Origin of the sequence: Thermosynechococcus sp. JY1331 (assembly GCF_031583475.1) — a bacterium.
Classification (GTDB): Bacteria; Cyanobacteriota; Cyanobacteriia; order Thermosynechococcales; family Thermosynechococcaceae; genus Thermosynechococcus.
This window is the reverse complement of record NZ_CP134180.1, coordinates 2,174,672-2,198,957: the sequence shown is the minus strand read 5'-3', so window position 1 is coordinate 2,198,957 and position 24,286 is coordinate 2,174,672. Positions and strand designations below refer to the sequence as shown.

16 protein-coding genes are annotated in these 24,286 nt (G+C 53.2%); 1 reads left to right on the top strand and 15 read right to left on the bottom strand.

What is annotated here, in order from left to right; translation table 11 throughout:
- From RHJ31_RS10870 to msrB, 8 genes are all read right to left on the bottom strand, one after another.
- Window positions 1-9,591, bottom strand: coding sequence for a hypothetical protein (locus tag RHJ31_RS10870; RefSeq protein ID WP_302676594.1), 9,591 nt, complete (start codon window positions 9,589-9,591; stop codon window positions 1-3).
- A gap of 272 nt (window positions 9,592-9,863) precedes the next feature.
- Entirely contained in the window at window positions 9,864-11,609 is a 1,746-nt protein-coding gene (locus RHJ31_RS10865) for a ribonuclease J (protein ID WP_302676593.1), read from the bottom strand.
- 58 nt (window positions 11,610-11,667) lie between these two features.
- Window positions 11,668-12,558 carry a 4-hydroxy-tetrahydrodipicolinate synthase gene (gene dapA, locus RHJ31_RS10860; protein ID WP_302676592.1) on the bottom strand — a complete coding sequence of 297 codons (891 nt, stop codon included), beginning with the start codon at window positions 12,556-12,558 and terminating at the stop codon, window positions 11,668-11,670.
- Window positions 12,555-12,995 carry a hypothetical protein gene (locus tag RHJ31_RS10855; protein ID WP_302676591.1) on the bottom strand — a complete coding sequence of 147 codons (441 nt, stop codon included), beginning with the start codon at window positions 12,993-12,995 and terminating at the stop codon, window positions 12,555-12,557. Before RHJ31_RS10855 ends, dapA begins: the two co-directional genes overlap by 4 nt.
- A 6-nt stretch (window positions 12,996-13,001) precedes the next feature.
- Window positions 13,002-13,823 carry a pyrroline-5-carboxylate reductase gene (gene proC / locus RHJ31_RS10850; RefSeq protein ID WP_302676590.1) on the bottom strand — a complete coding sequence of 274 codons (822 nt, stop codon included), beginning with the start codon at window positions 13,821-13,823 and terminating at the stop codon, window positions 13,002-13,004.
- Complete coding sequence (locus tag RHJ31_RS10845; RefSeq protein WP_206201346.1) at window positions 13,798-14,367, bottom strand: cell division protein SepF; 570 nt, start codon at window positions 14,365-14,367, stop codon at window positions 13,798-13,800. Before RHJ31_RS10845 ends, proC begins: the two co-directional genes overlap by 26 nt.
- A 284-nt stretch (window positions 14,368-14,651) precedes the next feature.
- Complete coding sequence (locus RHJ31_RS10840; protein WP_302676589.1) at window positions 14,652-16,832, bottom strand: GAF domain-containing protein; 2,181 nt, start codon at window positions 16,830-16,832, stop codon at window positions 14,652-14,654.
- A complete protein-coding gene (msrB, locus tag RHJ31_RS10835) occupies window positions 16,832-17,236 on the bottom strand; it encodes a peptide-methionine (R)-S-oxide reductase MsrB (RefSeq protein ID WP_206201348.1) in 405 nt (134 codons plus the stop codon). The genes RHJ31_RS10840 and msrB overlap by 1 nt, the downstream gene beginning before the upstream one ends.
- A 128-nt stretch (window positions 17,237-17,364) precedes the next feature.
- Between msrB and RHJ31_RS10830 the strand changes: the two genes are divergently transcribed.
- Window positions 17,365-18,741: an isochorismate synthase MenF gene (locus RHJ31_RS10830; protein WP_302676588.1), complete on the top strand. Its 1,377-nt coding sequence runs from the start codon at window positions 17,365-17,367 to the stop codon at window positions 18,739-18,741.
- Here the strand turns inward: RHJ31_RS10830 and RHJ31_RS10825 are convergent.
- The 7 genes from RHJ31_RS10825 to RHJ31_RS10795 form a co-directional block, all read right to left on the bottom strand.
- A complete protein-coding gene (locus RHJ31_RS10825; protein WP_226971987.1) occupies window positions 18,738-19,046 on the bottom strand; it encodes a hypothetical protein in 309 nt (102 codons plus the stop codon). The genes RHJ31_RS10830 and RHJ31_RS10825 overlap by 4 nt on opposite strands.
- Window positions 19,047-19,221: 175 nt before the next feature.
- Window positions 19,222-20,382, bottom strand: a complete 1,161-nt coding sequence (petH, locus tag RHJ31_RS10820) for a ferredoxin--NADP reductase (protein ID WP_302676587.1) — start codon at window positions 20,380-20,382, stop codon at window positions 19,222-19,224.
- A 147-nt stretch (window positions 20,383-20,529) separates the two neighbouring features.
- Window positions 20,530-21,552 carry a sensor domain-containing diguanylate cyclase gene (locus tag RHJ31_RS10815; protein WP_302676586.1) on the bottom strand — a complete coding sequence of 341 codons (1,023 nt, stop codon included), beginning with the start codon at window positions 21,550-21,552 and terminating at the stop codon, window positions 20,530-20,532.
- Between the two features lie 34 nt (window positions 21,553-21,586).
- A complete protein-coding gene (locus RHJ31_RS10810; RefSeq protein ID WP_302676585.1) occupies window positions 21,587-22,144 on the bottom strand; it encodes a methanogen output domain 1-containing protein in 558 nt (185 codons plus the stop codon).
- A 151-nt stretch (window positions 22,145-22,295) separates the two neighbouring features.
- Window positions 22,296-22,760 carry a PAM68 family protein gene (locus tag RHJ31_RS10805; RefSeq protein ID WP_206201354.1) on the bottom strand — a complete coding sequence of 155 codons (465 nt, stop codon included), beginning with the start codon at window positions 22,758-22,760 and terminating at the stop codon, window positions 22,296-22,298.
- Between the two features lie 5 nt (window positions 22,761-22,765).
- Window positions 22,766-23,035 (bottom strand): 30S ribosomal protein S15, encoded by a 270-nt coding sequence (gene rpsO / locus RHJ31_RS10800; RefSeq protein ID WP_206201355.1) that lies wholly within the window; start codon window positions 23,033-23,035, stop codon window positions 22,766-22,768.
- Window positions 23,036-23,141: 106 nt separating this feature from the next.
- Window positions 23,142-24,182: a LysR family transcriptional regulator gene (locus RHJ31_RS10795; RefSeq protein ID WP_302676584.1), complete on the bottom strand. Its 1,041-nt coding sequence runs from the start codon at window positions 24,180-24,182 to the stop codon at window positions 23,142-23,144.
- Between the last annotated feature and the right edge of the window lie 104 nt (window positions 24,183-24,286).

Below are 24,286 nucleotides of genomic sequence, written 5' to 3'. Positions count from 1 at the left end.
CTAAGCATGACCAAAAAGCCAATACTTATCCCTATACTCAGCAAGGGTTTCGAGGAGTAAGACGGGGGTATTCGGGTTGCCCGCTACTGCTCTGCGAACATATCTATCCTCATCCTGAGCAAGGGCTTCGAGGAGTGAGACAGGGGTATTCGGGTTCCGTGCTACTGCTGCGCGGACATATCTATCCTCATCCTCAGCAAGGGTTTCGAGGAGTGAGACAGGAGTATTGGGGCTCCCCGCTACTGCTGCGCGGACATATCTATCCTCATCCTCAGCAAGGGTTTCGAGGAGTGAGACAGGGGTATTCGGGTTCCCCGCTACTGCTTTACGAACAAAATACCCATCCCCATCCTTCGCAAGGGTTTTGAGGAGTGAGACAGGGGTATTCGGGTTCCCCGCTACCGCTTCACGAACATCGCTATCCTCATCCTCAGCAAGGGTTTCGAGGAGTGAGACAGGAGTATTGGGGCTCCCCGCTACTGCTGCGCGGACATATCTATCCTCATCCTCAGCAAGGGTTTCGAGGAGTGAGACAGGAGTATTGGGGCTCCCCGCTACTGCTGCGCGGACATCCGTACAAAAGTGGCTAGCTACCTCTGCTAGTCGGATGGTAGCGGTGTCGTTGCTCTTAGCCTCTTCAATCAACGAAACAATTTCAGGTCTTTCTGCTACTCCTCTGCGAACCTTCCAATACCGATCCTTCGCAAGGGTTTCGAGGAGTGAGACAGGGGTATTCGGGTTCGCCGCTACTGCTCTGCGAACATCCCTATCCTCATCCTCAGCAAGGGTTTCGAGGAGTGAGACAGGAGTATTGGGGCTCCCCGCTACTGCTCTGCGAACATCCCTATCCTCATCCTCAGCAAGGGTTTCGAGGAGTGAGACAGGGGTATTCGGGTTCCCCGCTACTGCTCTGCGAACATCCCTATCCTCATCCTCAGCAAGGGTTTCGAGGAGTGAGACAGGGGTATTCGGGTTCCCCGCTACTGCTATGCGGACATCCCGTTTGTTCTCCTTCGCAAGGGTTTCCAAAACAGAAGCAGGAGTATTGGGGTTCCCCGCTACTGCTGCGCAAACATACCAATCCTCAGCAAGGGTTTCCAAAACAGAAGCAGGAGTATTGGGGTTCCTCGCTACTGCTGCGCGAACAGCCGTATAAAAGTGGCTAGCTAGCTCTGCTAGTCGGATGGTAGCGGTGTCGTTGCTCTTAGCCTCCTCAATCAACGAAACAATTTCAGGTCTTTCTGCTACTGCTCTGCGGACATCCCTATCCTTATCCTTCGCAAGGGTTTCCAAAACAGAAGCAGGAGTATTCGGGTTGCTCGCTACTGCTCTGCGAACATCCCTATCCCCATCCTTCGCAAGGGTTTCGAGGGCAGAGGCAGGAGTATTGGGGTTCCCTGCTACCGCTGCGCGAACATCCCTATCCTCATCCTCAGCAAGGATTTCCAAAACAGAAGCAGGAGTATTCGGGTTGCCCGCTACTGCTGCGCGAACATCCGTACAAAAGTGGCTAGCTAGTTCGGCTAGTCGGTCTGTAGAAGTGTTGCCACTGTTAGCTTCCGTGATTAAAGCAGCAATTTCAGGTCTTCTTGCTACTGCTTTACGAACATCCCTATCCCAATCCTTCGCAAGGGTTTCGAGGGCAGAAGCAGGAGTATTCGGGTTCCGCGCTACTGCTGCGCGAACAGCCGAATACCAATCCTTCGCAAGGGTTTCGAGGGCAGAGGCAGGAGTATTGGGGTTCCCCGCTACTGCTCTGCGGACATCGCTATCCCAATCCTTCGCAAGGGTTTCGAGGGCAGAAGCAGGAGTATTCGGGTTCCACACTACTGCTCTGCGAACAAACCAATCGTTCTCCTTCGCAAGGGTTTCCAAAACAGAAGCAGGAGTATTCGGGTTGCCCGCTACTGCTGCGCGAACAAACCAATCGTTCTCCTTCGCAAGGGTTTCGAGGGCAGAAGCAGGAGTATTCGGGTTGCCCGCTACTGCTGCGCGAACAAACCAATCGTTCTCCTTCGCAAGGGTTTCGAGGGCAGAAGCAGGAGTATTCGGGTTGCCCGCTACTGCTGCGCGAACAGCCGTACAAAAGTGGCTAGCCAGCCCTGCTAGTCGGATGGTAGCGGTGTTGTTGCTCTTAGCCTCCTCAATCAATAAAACAATTTCAGGTCTTTCTGCTACTGCTGCGCGGACATCCCTATCCCCATCCTTCGCAAGGGTTTCGAGGGCAGAAGCAGGAGTATTCGGGTTCCACACTACTGCTCTGCGAACATCCCTATCCCCATCCTTCGCAAGGGTTTCCAAAACAGAAGCAGGAGTATTGGGGTTCTCCGCTACTGCTATGCGAACATCCCAATCCTCATCCTTCGCAAGGGTTTCCAAAACAGAAGCAGGAGTATTGGGGTTCCCCGCTACTGCTGCGCGAACATCCGTACAAAAGTGGCTAGCTAGTTCGGCTAGTCGGTCTGTAGAAGTGTTGCCACTGTTAGCTTCCGTGATTAAAGCAGCAATTTCAGGTCTTCTTGCTACTGCTGCGCGAACATCCCAATCCTTCGCAAGGATTTCCAAAACAGAAGCAGGAGTATTCGGGTTCTCCGCTACTGCTCTGCGAACATCCCTATCCCTATCCTTCGCAAGGGTTTCCAAAACAGAAGCAGGAGTATTCGGGTTCCGCGCTACTGCTGCGCGAACAGCCGAATACCAATCCTTCGCAAGGGTTTCGAGGGCAGAAGCAGGAGTATTGGGGTTCCGCGCTACTGCTATGCGAACAATCCAATTGCTCTCCTTCGCAAGGGTTTCCAAAACAGAAGCAGGAGTATTCGGGTTCTCCGCTACTACTGCGCGAACATCCTGAGCCTCATCCTCAGCAAGGATTTCGAGGGCATAGGTAGGCGTCTTCGGGTTCCCCGCTACTGCTCTACGAACAGCGCTACCCTCATCCTTCGCAAGGGTTTCGAGGGCAGAAGCAGGAGTATTCGGGTTCCCCGCTACTGCTGCGCGAACATCATCCCTATCCTCATCCTTCGCAAGGGTTTCGAGGGCAGAAGCAAGAGTATTCGGGTTCCCCGTTACTGCTGCGCGAACAGCCGCCGTACAAAAAAAGTGGCTAACTAGTTCGGCTAGTCGGTCTGTAGAAGTGTTGCCACTGTTAGCTTCCGTGATTAAAGCAGCAATTTCAGGTCTTCTTACTACTGCGCGAACAGCCGAATACCAATCCTTCGCAAGGGTTTCCAAAACAGAAGCAGGAGTATTCGGGTTCTCCGCTACTGCTCTGCGAACAAACCAATCGCTCTCCTTCGCAAGGGTTTCCAAAACAGAAGCAGGAGTATTCGGGTTCTCCGCTACTGCTATGCGAACAAACCAATTGCTCTCCTTCGCAAGGGTTTCCAAAACAGAAGCAGGAGTACTGGGGTTCTCCGCTACTGCTATGCGAACAACCCAATTGCTCTCCTTCGCAAGGGTTTCCAAAACAGAAGCAGGAGTATTGGGGTCCCTCGCTACAAACCAATCGTTCTCCTTCGCAAGGGTTTCGAGGGCAGAAGCAGGAGTATTCGGGTTCCGTGCTACTGCTATGCGAACAATCCAATTGCTCTCCTTCGCAAGGGTTTCCAAAACAGAAGCAGGAGTATTCGGGTTCTCCGCTACTACTGCGCGAACATCCTGAGCCTCATCCTCAGCAAGGATTTCGAGGGCATAGGTAGGCGTCTTCGGGTTCCCCGCTACTGCTCTACGAACAGCGCTACCCTCATCCTTCGCAAGGGTTTCGAGGGCAGAAGCAGGAGTATTCGGGTTCCCCGCTACTGCTGCGCGAACATCATCCCTATCCTCATCCTTCGCAAGGGTTTCGAGGGCAGAAGCAAGAGTATTCGGGTTCCCCGTTACTGCTGCGCGAACAGCCGCCGTATACAAAAAGTGGCTAACTAGTTCGTCTAGTCGGTCTGTAGAAGTGTTGCCACTGTTAGCTTCCGTGATTAAAGCAGCAATTTCAGGTCTTCTTACTACTGCGCGAACACCCGAATACAAATCCTTCGCAAGGGTTTCCAAAACAGAAGCAGGAGTATTCGGGTTATCCTCTACTGCTCTGCGAACAAACCAATCGCTCTCCTTCGCAAGGGTTTCGAGGGCAGAAGCAGGAGTATTCGGGTTCCGTGCTACTGCTATGCGAACAAACCAATTGCTCTCCTTCGCAAGGGTTTCCAAAACAGAAGCAGGAGTACTGGGGTTCTCCGCTACTGCTATGCGAACAACCCAATTGCTCTCCTTCGCAAGGGTTTCCAAAACAGAAGCAGGAGTATTGGGGTCCCTCGCTACTGGTATGCGAACAAACCAATCGTTCTCCTTCGCAAGGGTTTCGAGGGCAGAAGCAGGAGTATTCGGGTTCTCCGCTACTGCTGCGCGAACATCCCTATCCTCATCCTTCACAAGGGTTTCCAAAACAGAAGCAGGAGTATTGGGGTTCAACGCTACTGCTGCGCGAACATCCCTATCCTCATCCTTCGCAAGGGTTTCCAAAACAGAAGCAGGAGTATTCGGGTTCCCCGCTACTTCTCTGCGGACATCCCTATCCTCATCCTTCGCAAGGGTTTCCAAAACAGATGCAGGAGTATTGGGGTTCCACACTACTACTGCGCGAACATCCCTATCCTCATCCTTCGCAAGGGTTTCCAAAACAGAAGCAGGAGTATTCGGGTTCTCCGCTACTGCTATGCGAACAACCCAATCGCTCTCCTTCGCAAGGGTTTCGAGGGCAGAAGCAGGAGTATTCGGGTTCCGTGCTACTGCTGCGCGAACATCCCTATCCTCATCCTTCGCAAGGGTTTCCAAAACAGAAGCAGGAGTATTCGGGTTCAACGCTACTGCTATGCGGACATCCGCAAGGGTTTCCAAAACAGAAGCAGGAGTATTCGGGTTCCGCGCTACTGCTGCGCGAACAGCCGTATAAAAGTGGCTAGCTAGCTCTGCTAGTCGGATGGTAGCGGTGTCGTTGCTCTTAGCCTCCTCAATCAACGAAACAATTTCAGGTCTTTCTGCTACTGCTCTGCGGACATCCCTATCCTTATCCTTCGCAAGGGTTTCCAAAACAGAAGCAGGAGTATTCGGGTTCCGCGCTACTGCTCTGCGAACAGCCGTATAAAAGTGGCTAGCTAGCTCTGCTAGTCGGATGGTAGCGGTGTCGTTGCTCTTAGCCTCCTCAATCAACGAAACAATTTCAGGTCTTTCTGCTACTGCTCTGCGGACATCCCTATCCTTATCCTTCGCAAGGGTTTCCAAAACAGAAGCAGGAGTATTGGGGTTCCTCGCTACTGCTCTGCGAACAGCCGTATAAAAGTGGCTAGCTAGCTCTGCTAGTTGGATGGTATCGGTGTCGTTGCTCTTAGCCTCCTCAATCAACGAAACAATTTCAGGTCTTTCTGCTACTGCTGCGCGAACATCCCTATCCCCATCCTTCGCAAGGGTTTCGAGGGCAGAAGCAGGAGTATTCGGGTTCCGTGCTACTGCTGCGCGAACAGCCGAATACCAATCCTTCGCAAGGGTTTCGAGGGCATAGGTAGGCGTCTTCGGGTTCCCCGCTACTGCTCTGCGAACATCGCTATCCTCATCCTTCGCAAGGGTTTCCAAAACAGAAGCAGGAGTATTGGGGTTCCCCGCTACTGCTCTGCGGACATCCCTATCCTCATCCTTCGCAAGGGTTTCGAGGGCAGAGACAGGAGTCTTCGGGTTCCCCGCTACTACTGCGCGAACATCCTGAGCCTCATATTCATCCTTCGCAAGGATTTCGAGGGCATAGGTAGGCGTCTTCGGGTTCCCCGCTACTGCTGCGCGAACATCCTGAGCCTCATCCTCAGCAAGGATTTCGAGGGCATAGGTAGGCGTCTTCGGGTTCCCCGCTACTGCTGCGCGAACATCCGTACAAAAGTGGCTAGCTAGCTCTGCTAGTCGGATGGTAGCGGTGTTGTTGCTCTTAGCCTCCTCAATCAACGAAACAATTTCAGGTCTTTCTGCTACTGCTTTACGAACATCCCAATCCTCATCCTTCGCAAGGGTTTCCAAAACAGAAGCAGGAGTATTCGGGTTCCGCGCTACTGCTGCGCGAACATCCGTACAAAAGTGGCTAGCTAGCTCTGCTAGTCGGATGGTAGCGGTGTCGTTGCTCTTAGCCTCCTCAATCAACGAAACAATTTCAGGTCTTTCTGCTACTGCTGCGCGAACATCCCTATCCCCATCCTTCGCAAGGGTTTCGAGGGCAGAAGCAGGAGTATTCGGGTTCCACACTACTGCTCTGCGAACATCCCTATCCCCATCCTTCGCAAGGGTTTCCAAAACAGAAGCAGGAGTATTCGGGTTGCTCGCTACTGCTCTGCGAACATCCCTATCCCCATCCTTCGCAAGGGTTTCGAGGGCAGAGGCAGGAGTATTGGGGTTCCCCGCTACTGCTCTGCGGACATCGCTATCCCAATCCTTCGCAAGGGTTTCGAGGGCAGAAGCAGGAGTATTCGGGTTCCACACTACTGCTCTGCGAACAAACCAATCGTTCTCCTTCGCAAGGGTTTCCAAAACAGAAGCAGGAGTATTCGGGTTCCGCGCTACTGCTCTGCGGACATCGCTATCCTCATCCTCAGCAAGGATTTCCAAAACAGAAGCAGGAGTATTCGGGTTGCCCGCTACTGCTGCGCGAACATCCGTACAAAAGTGGCTAGCTAGTTCGGCTAGTCGGTCTGTAGAAGTGTTGCCACTGTTAGCTTCCGTGATTAAAGCAGCAATTTCAGGTCTTCTTGCTACTGCTTTACGAACATCCTGAGCCTCATCCTCAGCAAGGGTTTCCAAAACAGAAGCAGGAGTATTCGGGTTCCACACTACTGCTATGCGAACAATCCAATCGTTCTCCTTCGCAAGGGTTTCCAAAACAGAAGCAGGAGTATTCGGGTTCCGCGCTACTGCTGCGCGAACATCCCTATCCTCATCCTTCGCAAGGGTTTCGAGGGCATAGGTAGGCGTCTTCGGGTTCCCCGCTACTGCTGGGCGAACATCCGTACAAAAGTGGCTAGCTAGTTCGGCTAGTCGGTCTGTAGAAGTGTTGCCACTGTTAGCTTCCGTGATTAAAGCAGCAATTTCAGGTCTTCTTGCTACTGCTTTACGAACATCCCTATCCTCATCCTTCGCAAGGGTTTCCAAAACAGAAGCAGGAGTATTCGGGTTCCCCGCTACTGCTCTGCGAAAATCCCTATCCTTATCCTTCGCAAGGGTTTCCAAAACAGAAGCAGGAGTATTGGGGTTCCCCGCTACTGCTATGCGAACAATCCAATCGTTCTCCTTCGCAAGGGTTTCCAAAACAGAAGCAGGAGTATTCGGGTTGCCCGCTACTGCTGCGCGAACATCCGTACAAAAGTGGCTAGCTAGTTCGGCTAGTCGGTCTGTAGAAGTGTTGCCACTGTTAGCTTCCGTGATTAAAGCAGCAATTTCAGGTCTTCTTGCTACTGCTGCGCGAACATCCCAATCCTTCGCAAGGGTTTCCAAAACAGAAGCAGGAGTATTCGGGTTCCCCGCTACTGCTCTGCGGACATCGCTATCCTCATCCTCAGCAAGGATTTCCAAAACAGAAGCAGGAGTATTGGGGTTGCCCGCTACTGCTGCGCGAACATCCGTACAAAAGTGGCTAGCTAGTTCGGCTAGTCGGTCTGTAGAAGTGTTGCCACTGTTAGCTTCCGTGATTAAAGCAGCAATTTCAGGTCTTCTTGCTACTACTGCGCGAACATCCTGAGCCTCATATTCATCCTTCGCAAGGGTTTCGAGGACATAGGTAGGCGTCTTCGGGTTGCCCGCTACTGCTCTGCGGACATCGCTATCCTCATCCTCAGCAAGGGTTTCCAAAACAGAAGCAGGAGTATTGGGGTTCCCCGCTACTGCTGCGCGAACATCGCTATCCTCATCCTCAGCAAGGATTTCCAAAACAGAGGCAGGAGTATTGGGGTTCCCCGCTACTGCTGCGCGAACATCGCTATCCTCATCCTCAACAAGGATTTCCAAAACAGAAGCAGGAGTATTAGGAGTATTGGGGTTCCCCGCTACTGCTCTGCGGACATCGCTATCCTCATCCTTCGCAAGGGTTTCGAGGGCAGAGGCAGGAGTATTGGGGTTCCCCGCTACTGCTCTGCGGACATCGCTATCCTCATCCTCAGCAAGGATTTCCAAAACAGAAGCAGGAGTATTGGGGTTCCCCGCTACCGCTGCGCGAACATCCGTACAAAAGTGGCTAGCTAGCTCTGCTAGTTGGATGGTATCGGTGTCGTTGCTCTTAGCCTCCTCAATCAACGAAACAATTTCAGGTCTTTCTGCTACTGCTGCGCGGACAGTCCAATACTCATCCTTCGCAAGGGTTTCGAGGGCAGAGGCAGGAGTATTCGGGTTCCCTGCTACTGCTCTGCGAACATCGCTATCCTCATCCTCAGCAAGGATTTCCAAAACAGAAGCAGGAGTATTAGGAGTATTGGGGTTCCCCGCTACTGCTCTGCGGACATCGCTATCCTCATCCTTCGCAAGGGTTTCGAGGGCAGAGGCAGGAGTATTGGGGTTCCCCGCTACTGCTCTGCGAACATCGCTATCCTCATCCTTCGCAAGGGTTTCCAAAACAGAAGCAGGAGTATTGGGGTTCCACACTACTGCTCTGCGGACATCCCTATCCTTATCCTTCGCAAGGGTTTCCAAAACAGAAGCAGGAGTATTGGGGTTCCCCGCTACTGCTGCGCGGACAGTCCAATACTCATCCTTCGCAAGGGTTTCGAGGGGTGAGACAGGAGTATTGGGGTTCCCCGCTACTGCTGCGCGAACATCCGTACAAAAGTGGCTAGCTAGCTCTGCTAGTCGGATGGTAGCGGTGTTGTTGCTCTTAGCCTCCTCAATCAACGAAACAATTTCAGGTCTTTCTGCTACTGCTCTGCGGACATCGCTATCCTCATCCTCAGCAAGGGTTTCCAAAACAGAAGCAGGAGTATTGGGGTTCCCCGCTACCGCTTGGCGGACATCCCTATTCTCATCCTTCGCAAGGGTTTCGAGGAGTTCAGGAAGAATCGTTGTTGCCCTAGCCGCCTGCTGTCTTACTTTTGCGCTTTGACGCTGAACTGCAACTGTCAATGCCCAAGTCGGCGGCTCTGTAAGCTTTAATATTCGTATTAAGGTTTCATCACTAATGCTCTGTCGTTCACTGTCTTGGAGCACAAGGAGTTTCATCCCAGGATTGCGAGCTACTGCCGCCGGAAATTCCTCAGCTAGTTTATAGAGGGTCGCTGGAGGGGTCTGGGGATTCATCGCCACTTTACGGCGGACATTGGCCGCTGGATGTTGTGCTAAAGTTGTCAGGAGAGTATGGGATGCACTGAGGTTCTGGGCAAGAGCTTTTGCTAACGGTTTATTGCTTTGAGCTTCCGATAGCCAAGCCTCTAGGACTTCAGCAGGGGTATTGCCATTGGCAGCAACCGCAAGGCGCACTTTTTCATGGGGGTCATTGGCCAACATCCGCAAAATGTTTGGTGAAGTAGTAGCAGACTGCGCTACCTGCCGACGCACACAAGGGTCAGGATGCTGAGCTGCAGTAGTCATCGAATTAAGATCAAAATCATCAATATCCATTGCGCGCCACAGTTTTTATTTGCGACATTGGTACTAGTCAGTTATTGTAATTCTAGCTTTAGTTGTTAACTATGGTCGAGTTGCTTCCTAATCAGTTGAACGTGTTGAGGGGTTATTGCTCGGCAAGAAATCAACTGAAAGCCCCCGAGCGTTTCAACGCTAGCTAGCGCAGCGGCAACAAAAATAAACGGGCAGGGATGCCCTACAAAATAGGCACCTTCTCCTGCCCAAGGGGCTTGATGCTAGCCAACCACAGAAGCGGTGCTGCGACGCCGCCGAATTCCTGTCGTCACAGTGGGGGTGACTTCGATGGGTTGCAGAAGCAATAGGACTGAGGCATTGCCCTGAAGTTCACGGCGCACCAGTCGCACCAGTTCCCGTTCAATGTGGGCTTTGACCCCTACCCAATCGATATCGCCGTTGCGGGCATATTCACTCCAGCGATCGCTCAAAGCAGTTTCGACCGTGGCATGTACCCAAGCCTGCCAAGCCTGTGGCTCAATCGCCGTGACCACGCCCCGCAGGTGGACTTCAGGAGTAGCTTTCAGACTGCCATCAGTACCCACCGCCACCGCCACGGTGATAATGCCTTCCTCAGCCAGTTGTTGTCGCTCTTGCAGCACATGGGCTTTGACAATGCCACCGCGATCCAGTAACTCAATACCAGCAGGCACCTTATCGACGACCCGAATCGAGTCACGGGTGAGTTCCACCACATCGCCGTTGTCAATAATCACCATATTCTCCGGGGGAATGCCCATGCTCTGAGCCGTTTGGGCATGTTTCACCAACATGCGGTGCTCGCCATGTACGGGTAAAAAGAACTTGGGCTTCGTCAAGGCCAGCATTAGCTTTTGATCCTCTTGGCAGGCATGGCCAGAGACGTGGATGCCCTGTTCGCGACCGTAGATGACTTTGGCGCCTTGCATCATCAGGCGATCGATCATGTTGACCACGGCAATCGTGTTCCCCGGAATGGGGTGAGCCGAGAGAATCACTGTATCGCCGGGGCGAATTTTAATTTTGTTGTGTTCCCCTTTGGAAATCCGCGTTAGGGCAGACAGAGGTTCCCCTTGGGAGCCAGTGGTCAGGTACATCACCTGATGATCGGGGTACTTGTGCATCATGTGCAGTGGCACAAAGAGATCGTCTGGGCAGTGAATGTAGCCCAACTGCCGCGCATGGGCAATGACATTGAGCATCGATCGCCCCAAGACCGAAACCACGCGGCCATGCTTTTGCGCCAATTCCAAGGCCATACTGAGGCGATGCACCGAAGAGGCAAAGGTGGTAAAAATAATCCGCCCCTCCGCTTGGCTAAAGGCACGATCCAAGTTGGGAAACACCGATCGCTCCGAGGGGGTGTGGCCGGGCACTTCCGAATTGGTGGAGTCACTAATGAGACAGAGAACCCCCTTTTCTCCATGTTCTGCCAGCCGCTGAATGTCAAAGCACTCGCCATCAACGGGGGTAAAGTCAAACTTGAAATCCCCGGTGTGGATAATCACGCCAATGGGGGTATGAATCGCCACGGAGAAGCTATCGGCAATGGAATGGGTATTGCGGATATACTCCACAAGGAAGTTTTTGCCCAAACGCACCATCTCCCGCGGCTGTACCGTGCGCAGTTCGGTGCGATCGCCAACCCCTGCCTCTTCGAGTTTCCCTTGCAGCAACGCCATGGCAAGGCGAGGGCCATAGATGACGGGAATATCAAACTGCTTGAGATGAAAGGGGATGCCACCAATGTGATCTTCATGACCATGGGTCACAATCATTCCCTTGATTTTTTCGCGGTTTTGCCGCAGGTACGTCATATCGGGTAAGACGATATTGACCCCATGCATGCCATCAGTGGGAAAAGCTAACCCTGCGTCCAGCAAAATAATTTCATCTTGGAATTCAAAAACACAGGTGTTCTTGCCAATTTCGTGCAGCCCACCGAGGGGAATAATTTTCAGGGCAGCAGTTGCAGCGGATTGACTCATAGGTCTCCTTACGATGAAACAACAAAAAGGTGCAGCTTGGGAAATGCCCAGCGTTGTCTTAAGACTTCAGTAGGCCAAGAGCATCTAAAACAGGCTTCAATTGGTCAATCACAGCGTCACTCGCAGATGTGAGGGGCAGTCGGGGAGCACCCACCGCCCAACCTTGCAGGCTGAGGGCAGCTTTAATCGGAATCGGATTCGTCGTCACAAATAAAACCTTGAACAGGGACAATAGTTGACAATGAATAGCAGTCGCTGTCGCTGTGTCGCCTTGGATAAAAGCTTGGATCATCTCTTGAATGCGGGGGCCAACAAGGTGACTGGCTACACTGACAACACCATAACCACCCACGGCCAGTAGTGGTAACGTCAGGGAGTCATCCCCAGAGTAAATGCGAAAATGTGGCGGCAGCTGGGCACGAAGGGTGCTGGCTTGATCAAGGCTGCCGCTGGCTTCTTTGATGGCAACAATGTTCGGATGGTCAGCAAGGCGGATCACTGTTTCTGGTAGCAGGTTCTGCCCTGTACGGCCGGGGATATTGTAGAGCATGAGGGGAAAGTCCGGCACTGCCTTGGCGATCGCCTGAAAATGGGCATAGAGTCCTTCTTGGGGGGGTTTGTTGTAGTAGGGTACCACCAAGAGGGCACCATCGAGGCCGAGTTCTGCGGCCTTTGCCGTGGCATGAATGGCTTCACGAGTGGAGTTGGAACCCGTACCTGCAATCACCTTGGCTTTGCCTGCCACCGCCTGCTGCACTGTTTGAAAGAGTTGAAATTCCTCTTCCCAAGTGAGGGTGGGGGATTCGCCGGTAGTGCCGCAAACAACAATACCATCGGAACCGTTGGCCACAAGGTGCTGTGCCAGTTCTGCCGCCACATCGTAGGCGATCGCGCCATCCTCTGTAAATGGCGTAATCATGGCGGTAATCACACGTCCAAAGTCAGTCACAGTCCACCCTCAGCCAAGTCCCGTTGTAGTTGCCCAATGGTAACCGCGCGGCTGTACACGCGCCGGCGATCGCCCAAGGTTTCTAAAATAATGGCTCCGCGTCGCCAGCTTTGGGGCGATCGGTAAATCGCCAAATTATTGTCGGTCTCTACACTTCCATAGCCGTTATTCCTCAGCCATGCCTCCAGTTGTGGCATTTGTGGCAGTGACACCGCCAGAACTTTCGTGTGATGCCAATAGGCCGCGATCGCTCCCACGACGACCCCCACGACTAGTCCCCAACGGTAGGGCAGGGGAGACAACAGACTCCAGTGGCAAATTTGGCTCAAACTCAAGGCAGTGATGGCAGTGACACAGGCAAAGTAGTCAATGAACACCACCTTCACATCTAAGCCTTCAATGGCGGGGGGGTCAACGGTTGTGGCAGAGTTGGGCATAGGCACTTAGTTGAGGGCTTGGGCACGCTCGTAGGCCGCTTTTACCGTTTGCATGAGGGTTCCACGCACACCAGCAGCTTCCAGTACTTCGAGACCCGCAATGGTTGTCCCCGCAGGACTGGTGACCGCATCCTTGAGTTGCGCCGGATGCAGCCCGCGCTCATTAAGTAATTGTACTGTGCCTGCTATTGTGCCATAAACGAGTTCCTGTGTCAGCGATCGCGATAGCCCCACTGCCACCCCCGCATCGCATAGTGCCTCCACCATCAGGGCAACAAAGGCAGGCCCTGAGCCAGAAAGTGCGGTGACTGCGTCCATTTGCCCTTCACTGACAGCCACCACCTGCCCCAGTACCCCTAACAAATTCTTAATCTTGCGAATCTCCAGTTCACTGGCGGCACTATCGCTAGCAAGGGCAATCACGCCGGCGCCCACTTGGGCTGGTGTATTCGGCATCGCCCGAAAGATCAACCGCTGGGGAAACAGTCGCCGCAGCCGCCCACTGTTGATCCCTGCCATAATGGAAAGGGCAACGCCAGTGCCCTGAGCTACCGGCGTATCCGCCAGTTCTGACTCAATATCGGCAAAGACCTGTGGCTTGACCGCCAGTAGGAGCGTTTCGGCTGTAGCGACTTCTAGGTTCGTTGTCACCCTGACCCCATAGGTATGGGCTAGATACTGCTGCCGCTGAGGCGATCGCGCCGATACCCACACCTGCTCTGGCAAGAGACCATCTGCCAGCAACCGCGAAAGCATTGCCTCCGCCATGCGGCCACAGCCAATGATCCCAAGAGACGGCACCCTAGGCACTACGCTGTTGTTGGGCATTCATCCCCCAAGCGGGTGGGGGGGCAACAGGTGTGGTAGCTGGGCGAACGCCACCCACTTGCGTACTTACTTGCACACAGCTCGGTGTAAACAGGAAAATGCTTTCACCAATACGCTCTTGGTGACCATCAATCGTGAACGTGGCACCGGCAACAAAATCCACTGAGCGTTGGGCTTGCTCCGGCTCCATCAAGGTCAGATTTAGCACCACAGACTTCCGCTCTTTAAGAGCCTTGATCACCTCAGGCATTTCACTAAAACTGCGGGGCTGCATCACCAAAACTTCCGCCACTGCCCCCCACCAACGACCGGCATTGGGCATCCCAATCACATTCGAAGGAGCTGATCCCGTCGGCACTGAACCAGTGGCAACTGAGGGAGACGGACTAGTGTCAAAGTCATGACTCAGGGTTGGCCGCGATGCGGGCAGCGGTTCCACCTCCGGTTCCGTGGTTAGCGTTCGTGCCGTTCCTTGAGGGTATTCCTCATCGTAGATGTCAGTCTCTGGGGTTAGGCCCATGAGGTCACGGAGTTTGCCCAACATAACGACTCACTATTGCTCCTAATAAATGTATGAGTTGTAAGAGTTTTCTGACGTGCCGTAGCGGAGTCACCGCGACAGGTCAGAGGGATAAAAGCCAGATGATATGTTTCATGTCTTAACAATCCTAGTTTCGTGGCTAAAAGGGAACCTATGCACAAACGCCCACGAGAGTTGAGTTAAAACAGAAAGGTTCAACTGCCCATTTTACAGGAAACCAAGACACAAAGATGAAGTTGGCCTTAAGTCTCTCGCTTTTCCTTGGGTTTGTCAAGGGTAACAATGCTCTAAATTGGGTTGGCTAAGGGAATCCGAAACCAAAACGTCGCTCCCTGCGCATCGCCCTCTTTGACGCCGATTTCACCCCCATGAGCGATAATAATTTCTCGGCAGAGATACAGACCTAAACCAATGCCCGTGCGATGGTGGTTTGCACCGCCACGATAATAGAGATCAAAAAGGTGCGATCGCTGGTCAGGGCGGATGCCGACGCCATTATCCTTGACGGTGCAGTAAAGGCTATCTCCCTGTTCCTCTGCCGTCAGGGTGATGGTGATCCCAGGACGATTGTGTTTGAGGGCGTTGGTGATCAAATTCTCATAGACTCGCCGCAGTTGCATAGGATCAACAGGCACAAGGGGCAACGTGGGGGGGATATCAAGTTTCACGGTGGCTTTATTTTTCTGGAGCAGCGGTTGTAGCTCCACCAAGATCTCCTTGACAAGCGTGGCTAAGGATGTGGGCGCGATCGCCAAAGAGAGGGAAGGTTGCTGATCCACGTCAATATGCAGCAGTGTTTCAATCAGATGTAGTTGCCGCTGCTGGCTATGCTGAATACAGGTCAAGGTGCTGCGGGGCACAGGAATCGTGTCGCTGGTGTTGTTCTGCAAGAGATGGTTAATGACCATCAGGGTACCTAGGACAGGGGTGCGCAAATCATGGGACACGGCGTGCAAAAAGACATCCTTGAGGTGGTTGAGTTCCTCTAGTTCACGCATTTTTTGCTGCAACTGCTCGGTGCGTTCTGCCACCTGCTGTTCCAAATTGGCATTCAAGGCCGCCAGTTGTTGATAAAGTTCTGCTTGTTGCAGGGCGATCGCCACCTGAGTCGCCAACTGCTCCAAAAAAGCGCGCTCGTAGGGCTGCCACTGTCGCGGGCGGTCACATTGGTGGACTCCCAGTAAAAAGCACAGGCCTTGGGGCTGATGTTGGATCGGAATCAGCAGACAAGACTGGATATGGTGCGCTGCATACACCTGTCGCAGATGGGGATCAAGCATTTCCCGCTCGCAGGAGAGTGTGGCCGGTGTGGTCAGCAGCCGTGAACGGTAATGCACGTTTTGCAGGAGAGCCTCAAGATTCGTGTGCCACTGGGGCGCCATCGCCGCCGCCACCACTTGAATCTCCTCTGTCCTCGGATCAAAAGAGACAATAAACACGCGATCGCTGAGGAGATAGCGGCGCACTTCCACCACCGTGGTATTGAGAATCTCTGGCAATTCCAGCGTTTGGCGAATGCGCAGGGCAATTTCCGCCAGCAGTTGTTGCCGTTGGGCAGCCAATTGTACGTTCTGTTCAGCGGTTTTGCGTTGGGTAATATCCCGTATTCCCACCACCCTCGCCCAGCGCCCCCGATAGAGAATGGATTTTCCCTGAACCTCAACAATCAGTGCTTCACCACTTTTGGTGCGAGCAAGGGCTTCAAAGGGAACATCAATGGGCTGCTGAATTCGCTCTAAAATCAGCGATCGCGCCTCTGGATGGGTCAGCAACAACACCGACTGCCCCACTAGTTCTGAAGCCGTATAGCCAAACAGCCGTTCAGTTGCGGCGTTGACATCAAGAATTGTCCCCTGCTCATGGATGATTACTGCCTCAGAGGTGGCTTGAAAGAAGGTGGCTAAGCGGGCTTCACTTTCCTCTAGTGCTCTGAGGGCACGGTGGCGATCGCGACTTTCTACCACCAAAGACACCAGATCCGCGAGGGAAGCGGCAAACTGCTCTTCGGCAATAGTCCACTGGCGGGGTGAACCAATGTGTTCGTGGCAGAGGATGCCAATCATGCTCCCTTCAACCCAAATCGGCACATCCAACAGCGAGGTAATGCCAAGAGGTTCTAAATAGGTCTTGCGAAACTCCCGCGTGCGGGGATCGTGCCAAGCGTCATGGGCCGTAATGGTGCGCTCCTGTTCAAGGGCAGCAAAATAGTCGGGGTAATGACTAGCGGTGAGGGTCATCCCCACCGTAAAGGCCTGGGGCGACTGCTGAAACAACTGCACACATTGAATTTGCTGGCGATCGCCCGAATAAAACCACAGACTCACCCGTGCCACATTGAGACTGCGGGCACTCGTCCAGAGAATGTCCTGCAAAATCTCCTCAAAGTTTGCTCCGTGGAACGGCTGCCGCCGCGCCAGTTCTACCAAAATGCGGTTGAGACTTTGCAGTTGTTCAATCACGGGGGTCATCAAGAGGCGGCAGAGTCAGGGATAAATTCCAGTGCCGCTGAGTTAATGCAGTAGCGCAGTCCCGTGGGTGGCGGGCCATCCTCAAAGACATGGCCAAGGTGGGCATCACAGACATTACAGAGAACTTCTGTGCGCACCATGCCATGGGACAGATCCCGCTCCATGCGGATATTTTTGGGGTCAAGGGGTTGCCAAAAACTCGGCCAGCCACTGCCAGAGTCATACTTGGTCTCAGAGCGAAAGAGCGGCGTGCCACAGCAGACACAGCGATAGAGTCCGGGCTTTTTGTTATTCCAGTAGCAGCCCGTAAAGGCGCGCTCCGTTCCCTTCTTGCGGGTGACATAGTACTGCTCAGGGGTAAGTTGAGCTTGCCATTCCGCATCTGTTTTCACAACCTTAGCCATGTTTGCCTCAGAAATAGACCGTGATCCTACTCCTCAGCATACTTAGGCAGACAGGGAAGTTCCAGTCTTTTTGCCAAAGGTTCCCTGCCAAGGGGAAAATGTAAGGGCAATCTTGACCTTGTTTGGTTATGCCCGTTTCGCTGCCCCTTACTTTTGATTTGGCCTCTGAGTCCGAGTTTTATACTCAGGTCAGCGCTGGAATGCAGGCAGCACAGCAGGCCAATTGTCAGTTCCTCAGTTTAGGCATCTCCTTACCCACCGTTGATCCCCTGATGCTGTTGGCTGGCCTGATGCAGCTCAGTGGCGAAAGTGAGCATTTTTACCTTGAGCAAGCGGGAGAGATTGTTGCTGCCTGTGGTGCGGTGGCGACCCGCAGTGTTCAGGGACATCAACGGTTTGGGGAACTCCAGCATTTTAGTGAACAAATCCTCAGCCGCGTGTGGGCGATCGCTCCAGCCGAACCGCGCCTGTTCTGTCAATTTAGTTTTTGGGATCACCTAGGCTCTAACTGGGGATTCTTACCCCGCTGGCAGGTGATTCAGCGTCTGGATCAGGTTTGGCTCACCCTTAGTTGTGCCTTAGAGACCAGTACGCCCCATCGCCTCTGGCAAGACTGGCAACTAGTGCAGCGGGCACTGACCCACATTCTGGCTGATCCGCCCCCCTGCCCACCGCCGCTGGCGATCGCTCTTCCGCCTCTAACTGAGCAATACGGGCAATTTATTACCAGTGTCCAGCAGGCTCTCAAGCTCCTTGAGGAGGGAGACCTCGAAAAATTGGTTTTGGCCGCTGCCCTCACCCTAGAGCAGCCTCAGGGGTTCAACTGGCTGGGAACGTTGCAAAATCTGCGTCAGCAGTACGCCAATTGCTACATCTTTAGTGTTGGCCAAGAGCGGCAGCAGGTCTTTTTGGGGGCGAGTCCCGAACGCTTGGTCAAAATTGCCGATGGCGTTCTCTGTGCCGATGCTTTGGCGGGTTCCCGTCCCCGCGGGCAAACCCAACAGGAGGATCAAAGCCTGCGCAATGGCCTTTACCACAGCCCCAAGGAACGCTACGAGCATCAGGTCATTGTTGAATTTCTCTGCCAAACCCTCCAACAGTTGGGCATGACCTGTGAGGTGCCTCCCAAACCGCACATCCTTGAGTTAAGTCATATCCAACATCTGCAAACGCTGATTCAGGCTCCGCTGCCGCAACCCATTCATATTCTCCAAGGGGTGGCGGCCTTACATCCAACGCCCGCAGTGGCGGGGTATCCTGCTTCACGGGCACAGGACTGGCTGCGGCAACTGGAACCCTTTGATCGCAATGGTTATGCTGCTCCCCTTGGTTGGGTGACACCCAGCGGAGAAGGGGAATTCATTGTCGGAATTCGCTCTGCCCACCTTCAGGGCAACCATGCCCATCTTTTTGCTGGGGCGGGGATTGTCAAAGGCTCTCACCCGGAACGGGAATGGCAGGAAATCCTCTGGAAATTTCAGACGATGATCTCGGCTTTGGCTTAGCGCAGGGGGGGCTGTTTTTTGCTCATCGTCAGCATCGGCAAGGGCTGGGAGGATTGGGGCGGCAGCGCATACTGGGGCACTTTCTCAGGGAGAGGACGTTCGGGCGATCGCTGGAGCAGGCGATAGAGCAGCGCGCTGCCCATCAAACCTAGACCCAATAGCAGCAGACCGTTGTAGCCCCCCAAGCCACCAATGGTTGAATCCACACCTCCCATTAGCAGAAGGAAGGCGGAGATGGGTTCTTTACGGTAGGCTTTGCGCAGAAAGCGAGGATAAATCATAGGCGATCGCTGGGTACTCACCATTAGAATACGAGAATGCTCGTGACTTAGCGTTAAATAGGTTACATTTTAGCGACCGTACGCCAAACATTGATCTTTCAGGAACAGCTCCATCAGGCGACTTACTTCTATCCTGACAGATCCAAAGGGCACTTGGCATTGAGGAAAAAAGGGGGCGATCGCCCCCCAACTGATCTCCCTAGTAGGTTTCCACGTGCCAACGGCCTTCTTTTTTGAGCGTGCCCTTGAGGAACTCTTGCCAGTCGGCACCATTTTTGGCAGCCGCTGCTGCCATTGCTTCATCAATACCCGGCTCCATCCCCTTCAGACCACAAATATACACATGGGTGTTTTTCTTCTGCAGGAGTTGCCAGATTTCATCCGCATGCTCAGCAATGCGACCTTGGATGTACATCTTGCCGCCGTCGGGGGTTTTCTGCTCACGACTAATGGCATAGGTGAGGCGGAACTGATCGGGATACTTGGCCTGCAGTTCTTCTAACTCATCCTTATAGAGGATATTCGCGGTATAGGCAACGCCAAAGAAGAGCCATGCCAGACCCTTGAATTGATAGTCTGGATTATTTTCTTTGAACATGCGCCACAAAAAGGCACGGAAGGGGGCAATCCCCGTTCCTGTTGCCAACATAATGATCGTTGCTTCTGGATCATCGGGCAGGAGCATTTCTTTACCCACGGGCCCTGTGATTTTCACCTCATCGCCGGGTTGCAGTTGGTTCAGGTAGGAGGAGCAAACGCCATAGATGGTTTCGCCGGTTTCTTTGTCCTTGTACTCTAGACGCCGCACACATAGGGAGACCGTTTTATCATCTTGAAAGTCACCGTGGCGGGTCGAGGCAATCGAGTAGAGGCGCAGCTTGTGGGGTTTGCCGTTGGCGTCAGTACCCGCAGGAATAATGCCAATACTTTGGCCTTCGAGATAGCGCAACTCAGTACCAGAAATGTCAAAGATGATATGCTTGACGGTTCCCTCGCCCCCTTCGCGCACCAACTCTTCATTGGAAATGACCTTACCAATGCAGGGATTATTGGGACGATAGATATTGACGGGAATATCAACTTTCTTTTCTTTAACTGGGGCAGCACCATTATTGGATACGGGTTCCGTGGTGGCAGCCAAGGGCGCAGCCGTACCATCGAGGGGTTGAATGCTCACAATTTTGCCCCCCCAGCGGGTAATCTGCTGCATAAACTGATTCATGCGGTCATAGGGAACGTTGAAAAATTGACTGCCACTGTTGCGGATGGCATAGTCGGTTTTATCGGTTTCGGCATTTTGTCGCAGTCCCACCACTTCATAGCGAAACATCCGACTGCCAGAATTTGTCGCATTGTACATGGGCTACACGATCTCCAAAAATTAACTCAGCTTTACATTCTGCAACACAACGTCCCAACCGCGATCAACTATCACGTTTTGGCTAGGGGATTGCCGTGCTTTGGCCACCCACATTATATCTAGCAGGGGCAGCTACAGGGGCTTTCCCTAGGGGTAGGACTGAATTTCTTGGCTGGAAGAGACAGGCGCACTCATCCAAGCATAGGTTTGTAACACATAGCGATCGCGCCCTGAGCGTTTGGCCTCGTACAAGGCAGCATCAGCAGTCGCTACCAGCTCCGCCATTGGGCAGTCCCTAAGGGTGGCGCTCACGATGCAAATGCCGGCACTGACGGTGAGGTAGGGTTGCACTGGTGAACTGGCATGGGGAATCTCTAGGCTGCGAATGTAGTTAAAAATCCGCTCTAAAACGCAAATAGCAACGTCATGGTGGGTGTGGCGCAACAGGAGAATAAACTCTTCACCGCCATAGCGAGCCACGAGATCAGCTTCCCGCACTTGGGACTTAATGGCATGGGCAACCCGTTGCAGGGCGCGATCGCCCGCCAAATGGCCATAGGTGTCGTTATAGCGCTTGAAGTGGTCAATATCCAGCAGGGCAATGGCAAAGGGGGTATGGGTGGTGGCCGATTCCCGCCAAGCTGTCCGCAGACAGGCTTCAAAGGCACGGCGATTTGCCAATTTAGTCAGGCTATCTTGCTGCGAGACCCCCTGTAGGTGGCGATTTTCCGCCTCTAGTTGTTTTTGCCGCTGCTGTAGCTCCACAATCAAAGCCGTTTGCCGTGCCATCTGCTGTTGCAACTGCTGAAACTGTTGCCGCTGGACGATGAACTGTCGCAGAAAACGGGGCTGGCGAAACAGGCGCAGGAGAATCAAGGGGGGCTGGCAACGGTGGATACCCACGGCTTCCACTTCGATTTTTTGGCCTTGGTGGCTGCGGAGGCTGCCGGGTACCATTTGGGTGGCTTGCTGCCAAAGGGGCAGCCATTTATTGAGTTTCTCTGGGGGAGTGGCGACCAGTTCCCTAAGGTTGCGATCAAGTACGCTGCTGCCAAAAAATTCACGGCCACTGGGGTTAATGGCCACAATGTTGCCTTGGACATTCATGACCAGCGTTGGCTCTGGCAACAGATCGATCCATGCGCCAATATCAAGTCTAAAGTCGCTCATCTTAACCCCGCCGGAATGTAAGGACTGGACTGGCTTAGACTGACTCAATGCGATAGTATTCTCGCCCCTTGGCCGCTGAGGCCGCAGCAGTAGGTTGGGTATAGATCACCACGTGGCACCCTTGATCCCCATTGGCGATCGCCTTTTCAATACAGACCTTGGCATAGCCCAAATGGTGCGCCATAATCACGCCAAACACATTTGAGGTCATCATGCACAACGAGGGATGACCCACCACGCCACTGCCAAGGGGGCAACGCTGATTCCCTAAGATAATACGTTCTTCATCCTGCTCAATCAGGAAAAATCCCCCTTCAATGCGATTTTTGAGATCCACAAGAATTTGGGCAACCGTCTTGGCATCAAGGGGGCGATCGCCAAGGGCTTGAGTGTAGAGAGCGTTGATTTGATTGCCCATTTGCTGCCCTACAAGGGCAATAAACCCAGAGGCATCATCGAGACCCACGACATCTTCTAGCGTCTCCGCTACCAACCCCAGCAAATTTTGCAGAAAGCTCGAGGACTGTAGGCTGATTTGCAGATTCCCTATCTCTATGGGAGTCTCAACAGGGGACGGTTCAGTGGCTGTCATGGGTAGTGCCCTCAGGGAACGGCGGTTAAGCGACCCTCACTGCCCGAGTGTATAGTAAATAAATCGAGAAAAGCAACTGGAATTCATCAAGAATTCTTTATACTTTTTTGATTTTTTAATCAGAAGCTGCTCCTCGTCTCAAGGGGTGCGCTCACTCGGCATTTTGCGATCGCTGAGCCTGATAGGCCTGCCAACTCTCGACCACACGACCAAAATTGGTGCGAAACTCTCGCCAGCCGAGCCAACTTCCCTGCTCGTGCTCATCCCAAGACGCAGAAAGAATGCCATAGCTCAGTCCCAGCGCCCCAAGGCCAAACAGGCCTAAGCTAACGATAACCACTGCCACATTGGGCAACTTGAACCAGCCCTCGTGGACGACCAAATAGCTCAGGGGAAACGTCATCAATCCCAAAAGCGTGGGGGTACCGCAGCAGATTGCCATCCGGGTAACCATGCGTTGGCTGACAATTTCTGGAATACCTGTACTTTTTTTGGCTGGCTTGGCTGGGGATTTTGGGGTATTAGAACGGACGGCTGCGGCAGCAGGAGCTTTGGCAGACTTGGTTGCTCCTTTTTTCTTTTTAGGCTCAAAAGGCAGATCCGACCGTTTTGCCATTGTCTTTAACCCCGAATTCCTAGACGTTCAATGAGTTGGCGATAGCGCTGGGCATCGTGGCGATGGATATAGGCCAGTAGCCGCTTGCGACGGCCAATAATTTTCAGCAGTCCTCGGCGAGAGGCGTGATCTTTTTTATTCGCCTTGAGATGCTCAGAAAGCTGCTTGATCCGCTCCGTGAGGATGGCAACTTGGACATCCGCAGAGCCAGTATCGGTACCGTGGATCTGGTAGGTGTTGATGATTTCTTGTTTAATGTCGTGTTGCAGGGCCATGGTCATCAGTTATGAACAGCGCGATCTATTATCATACTCCGATCTTTTGAAATAATAAACTCTCCTGATCGCGACTATTCTGCCTGTTGGCTGCCACTGCGTCGCCCTAAGAATTACTGACATTGGTGCTGTTTTCCTCAAGGGGGGCGATCGTCAGCAGTTCCTTAAGGGGTTTTTCACTATCGGAGATGGGGGACTTGGCCGTTGTCAGTTCTGTATCAATGGCAAAGGTGGCAAATTGGGTGAGAATTTCACGGCAGAAGACCTCGGCTGCCCGCGATCGGTAGCGATTGGGATTGGTAATCAGTGACAGGGTGCGTTTCACCACCACATTTTCGATACCCATCCGCCGTAGGCTCCCCAGTTGTAACTCCTTCTCAATGGCGGAAATGGAGACAAAGGCAGCCCCCAAGCCCGACTGCACGGCGTTTTTAATGGCCTCAATGGAATTCAGCTCCATCTCCACCTTCAGGCGGCGAGGGTCAATGTTGGCGCGCTGCAGTACCTGATCAATCACCTTGCGAATGGTGGATTGGGCATCGAGAGCAATAAAGCCCAGCTTGTACAAGTCTTCTTTGGTGAGGGTTTCGGCACTAGCCAAGGGATGCTCCACGGGTAAGACCAGTGCCAGTTCATCCTCAGCATAGGGGGTGACGGTAATTTGCTCGCTGAGTTCTGAGGGAACTTCACCACCAATAATTGCCAGATCAATTTGACCGTTGACCAAGCTCCAGCAGGTGCGGCGGGTGGAATGCACATGCAGTTGAACAGCGACTTCGGGATATTTGCTGCGAAACAGGCCAATCATGCGGGGCATCAGGTAGGTGCCGGTGGTTTGGCTGGCTCCAATGATCAATGTCCCCCCCTGCAATTTTTGTAAGTCTTCGATGGCACGGCAGGCTTCATGGCACAGGGAGAGAATTTGATCGCCGTAAGCCAGTAGGAGTTGTCCGGCTTCGGTGAGTTGGGCACGGCGTCCCCCGCGGTCAAATAGGGGAACATCCAGTTGGCGCTCAAGGTTTTGCACCTGTAAACTCACTGCGGGTTGGGAGACGTAAAGGCTGTCAGCGGCTCGCTTAAAGCTTCCTTCGAGGGCGATCGCCTTCAGGATGCGCAATTGATCAAGGGAAAAGGGCAGTTCGGACATAGGCATTGAGGCCATAGGCGTGCCACTAAGAGGCGTTTTTCTGAACTTATCAGGAATCATGCCCAATTGATATCTATCCCCGCACAAGAAGGCTGAGTTTGGCG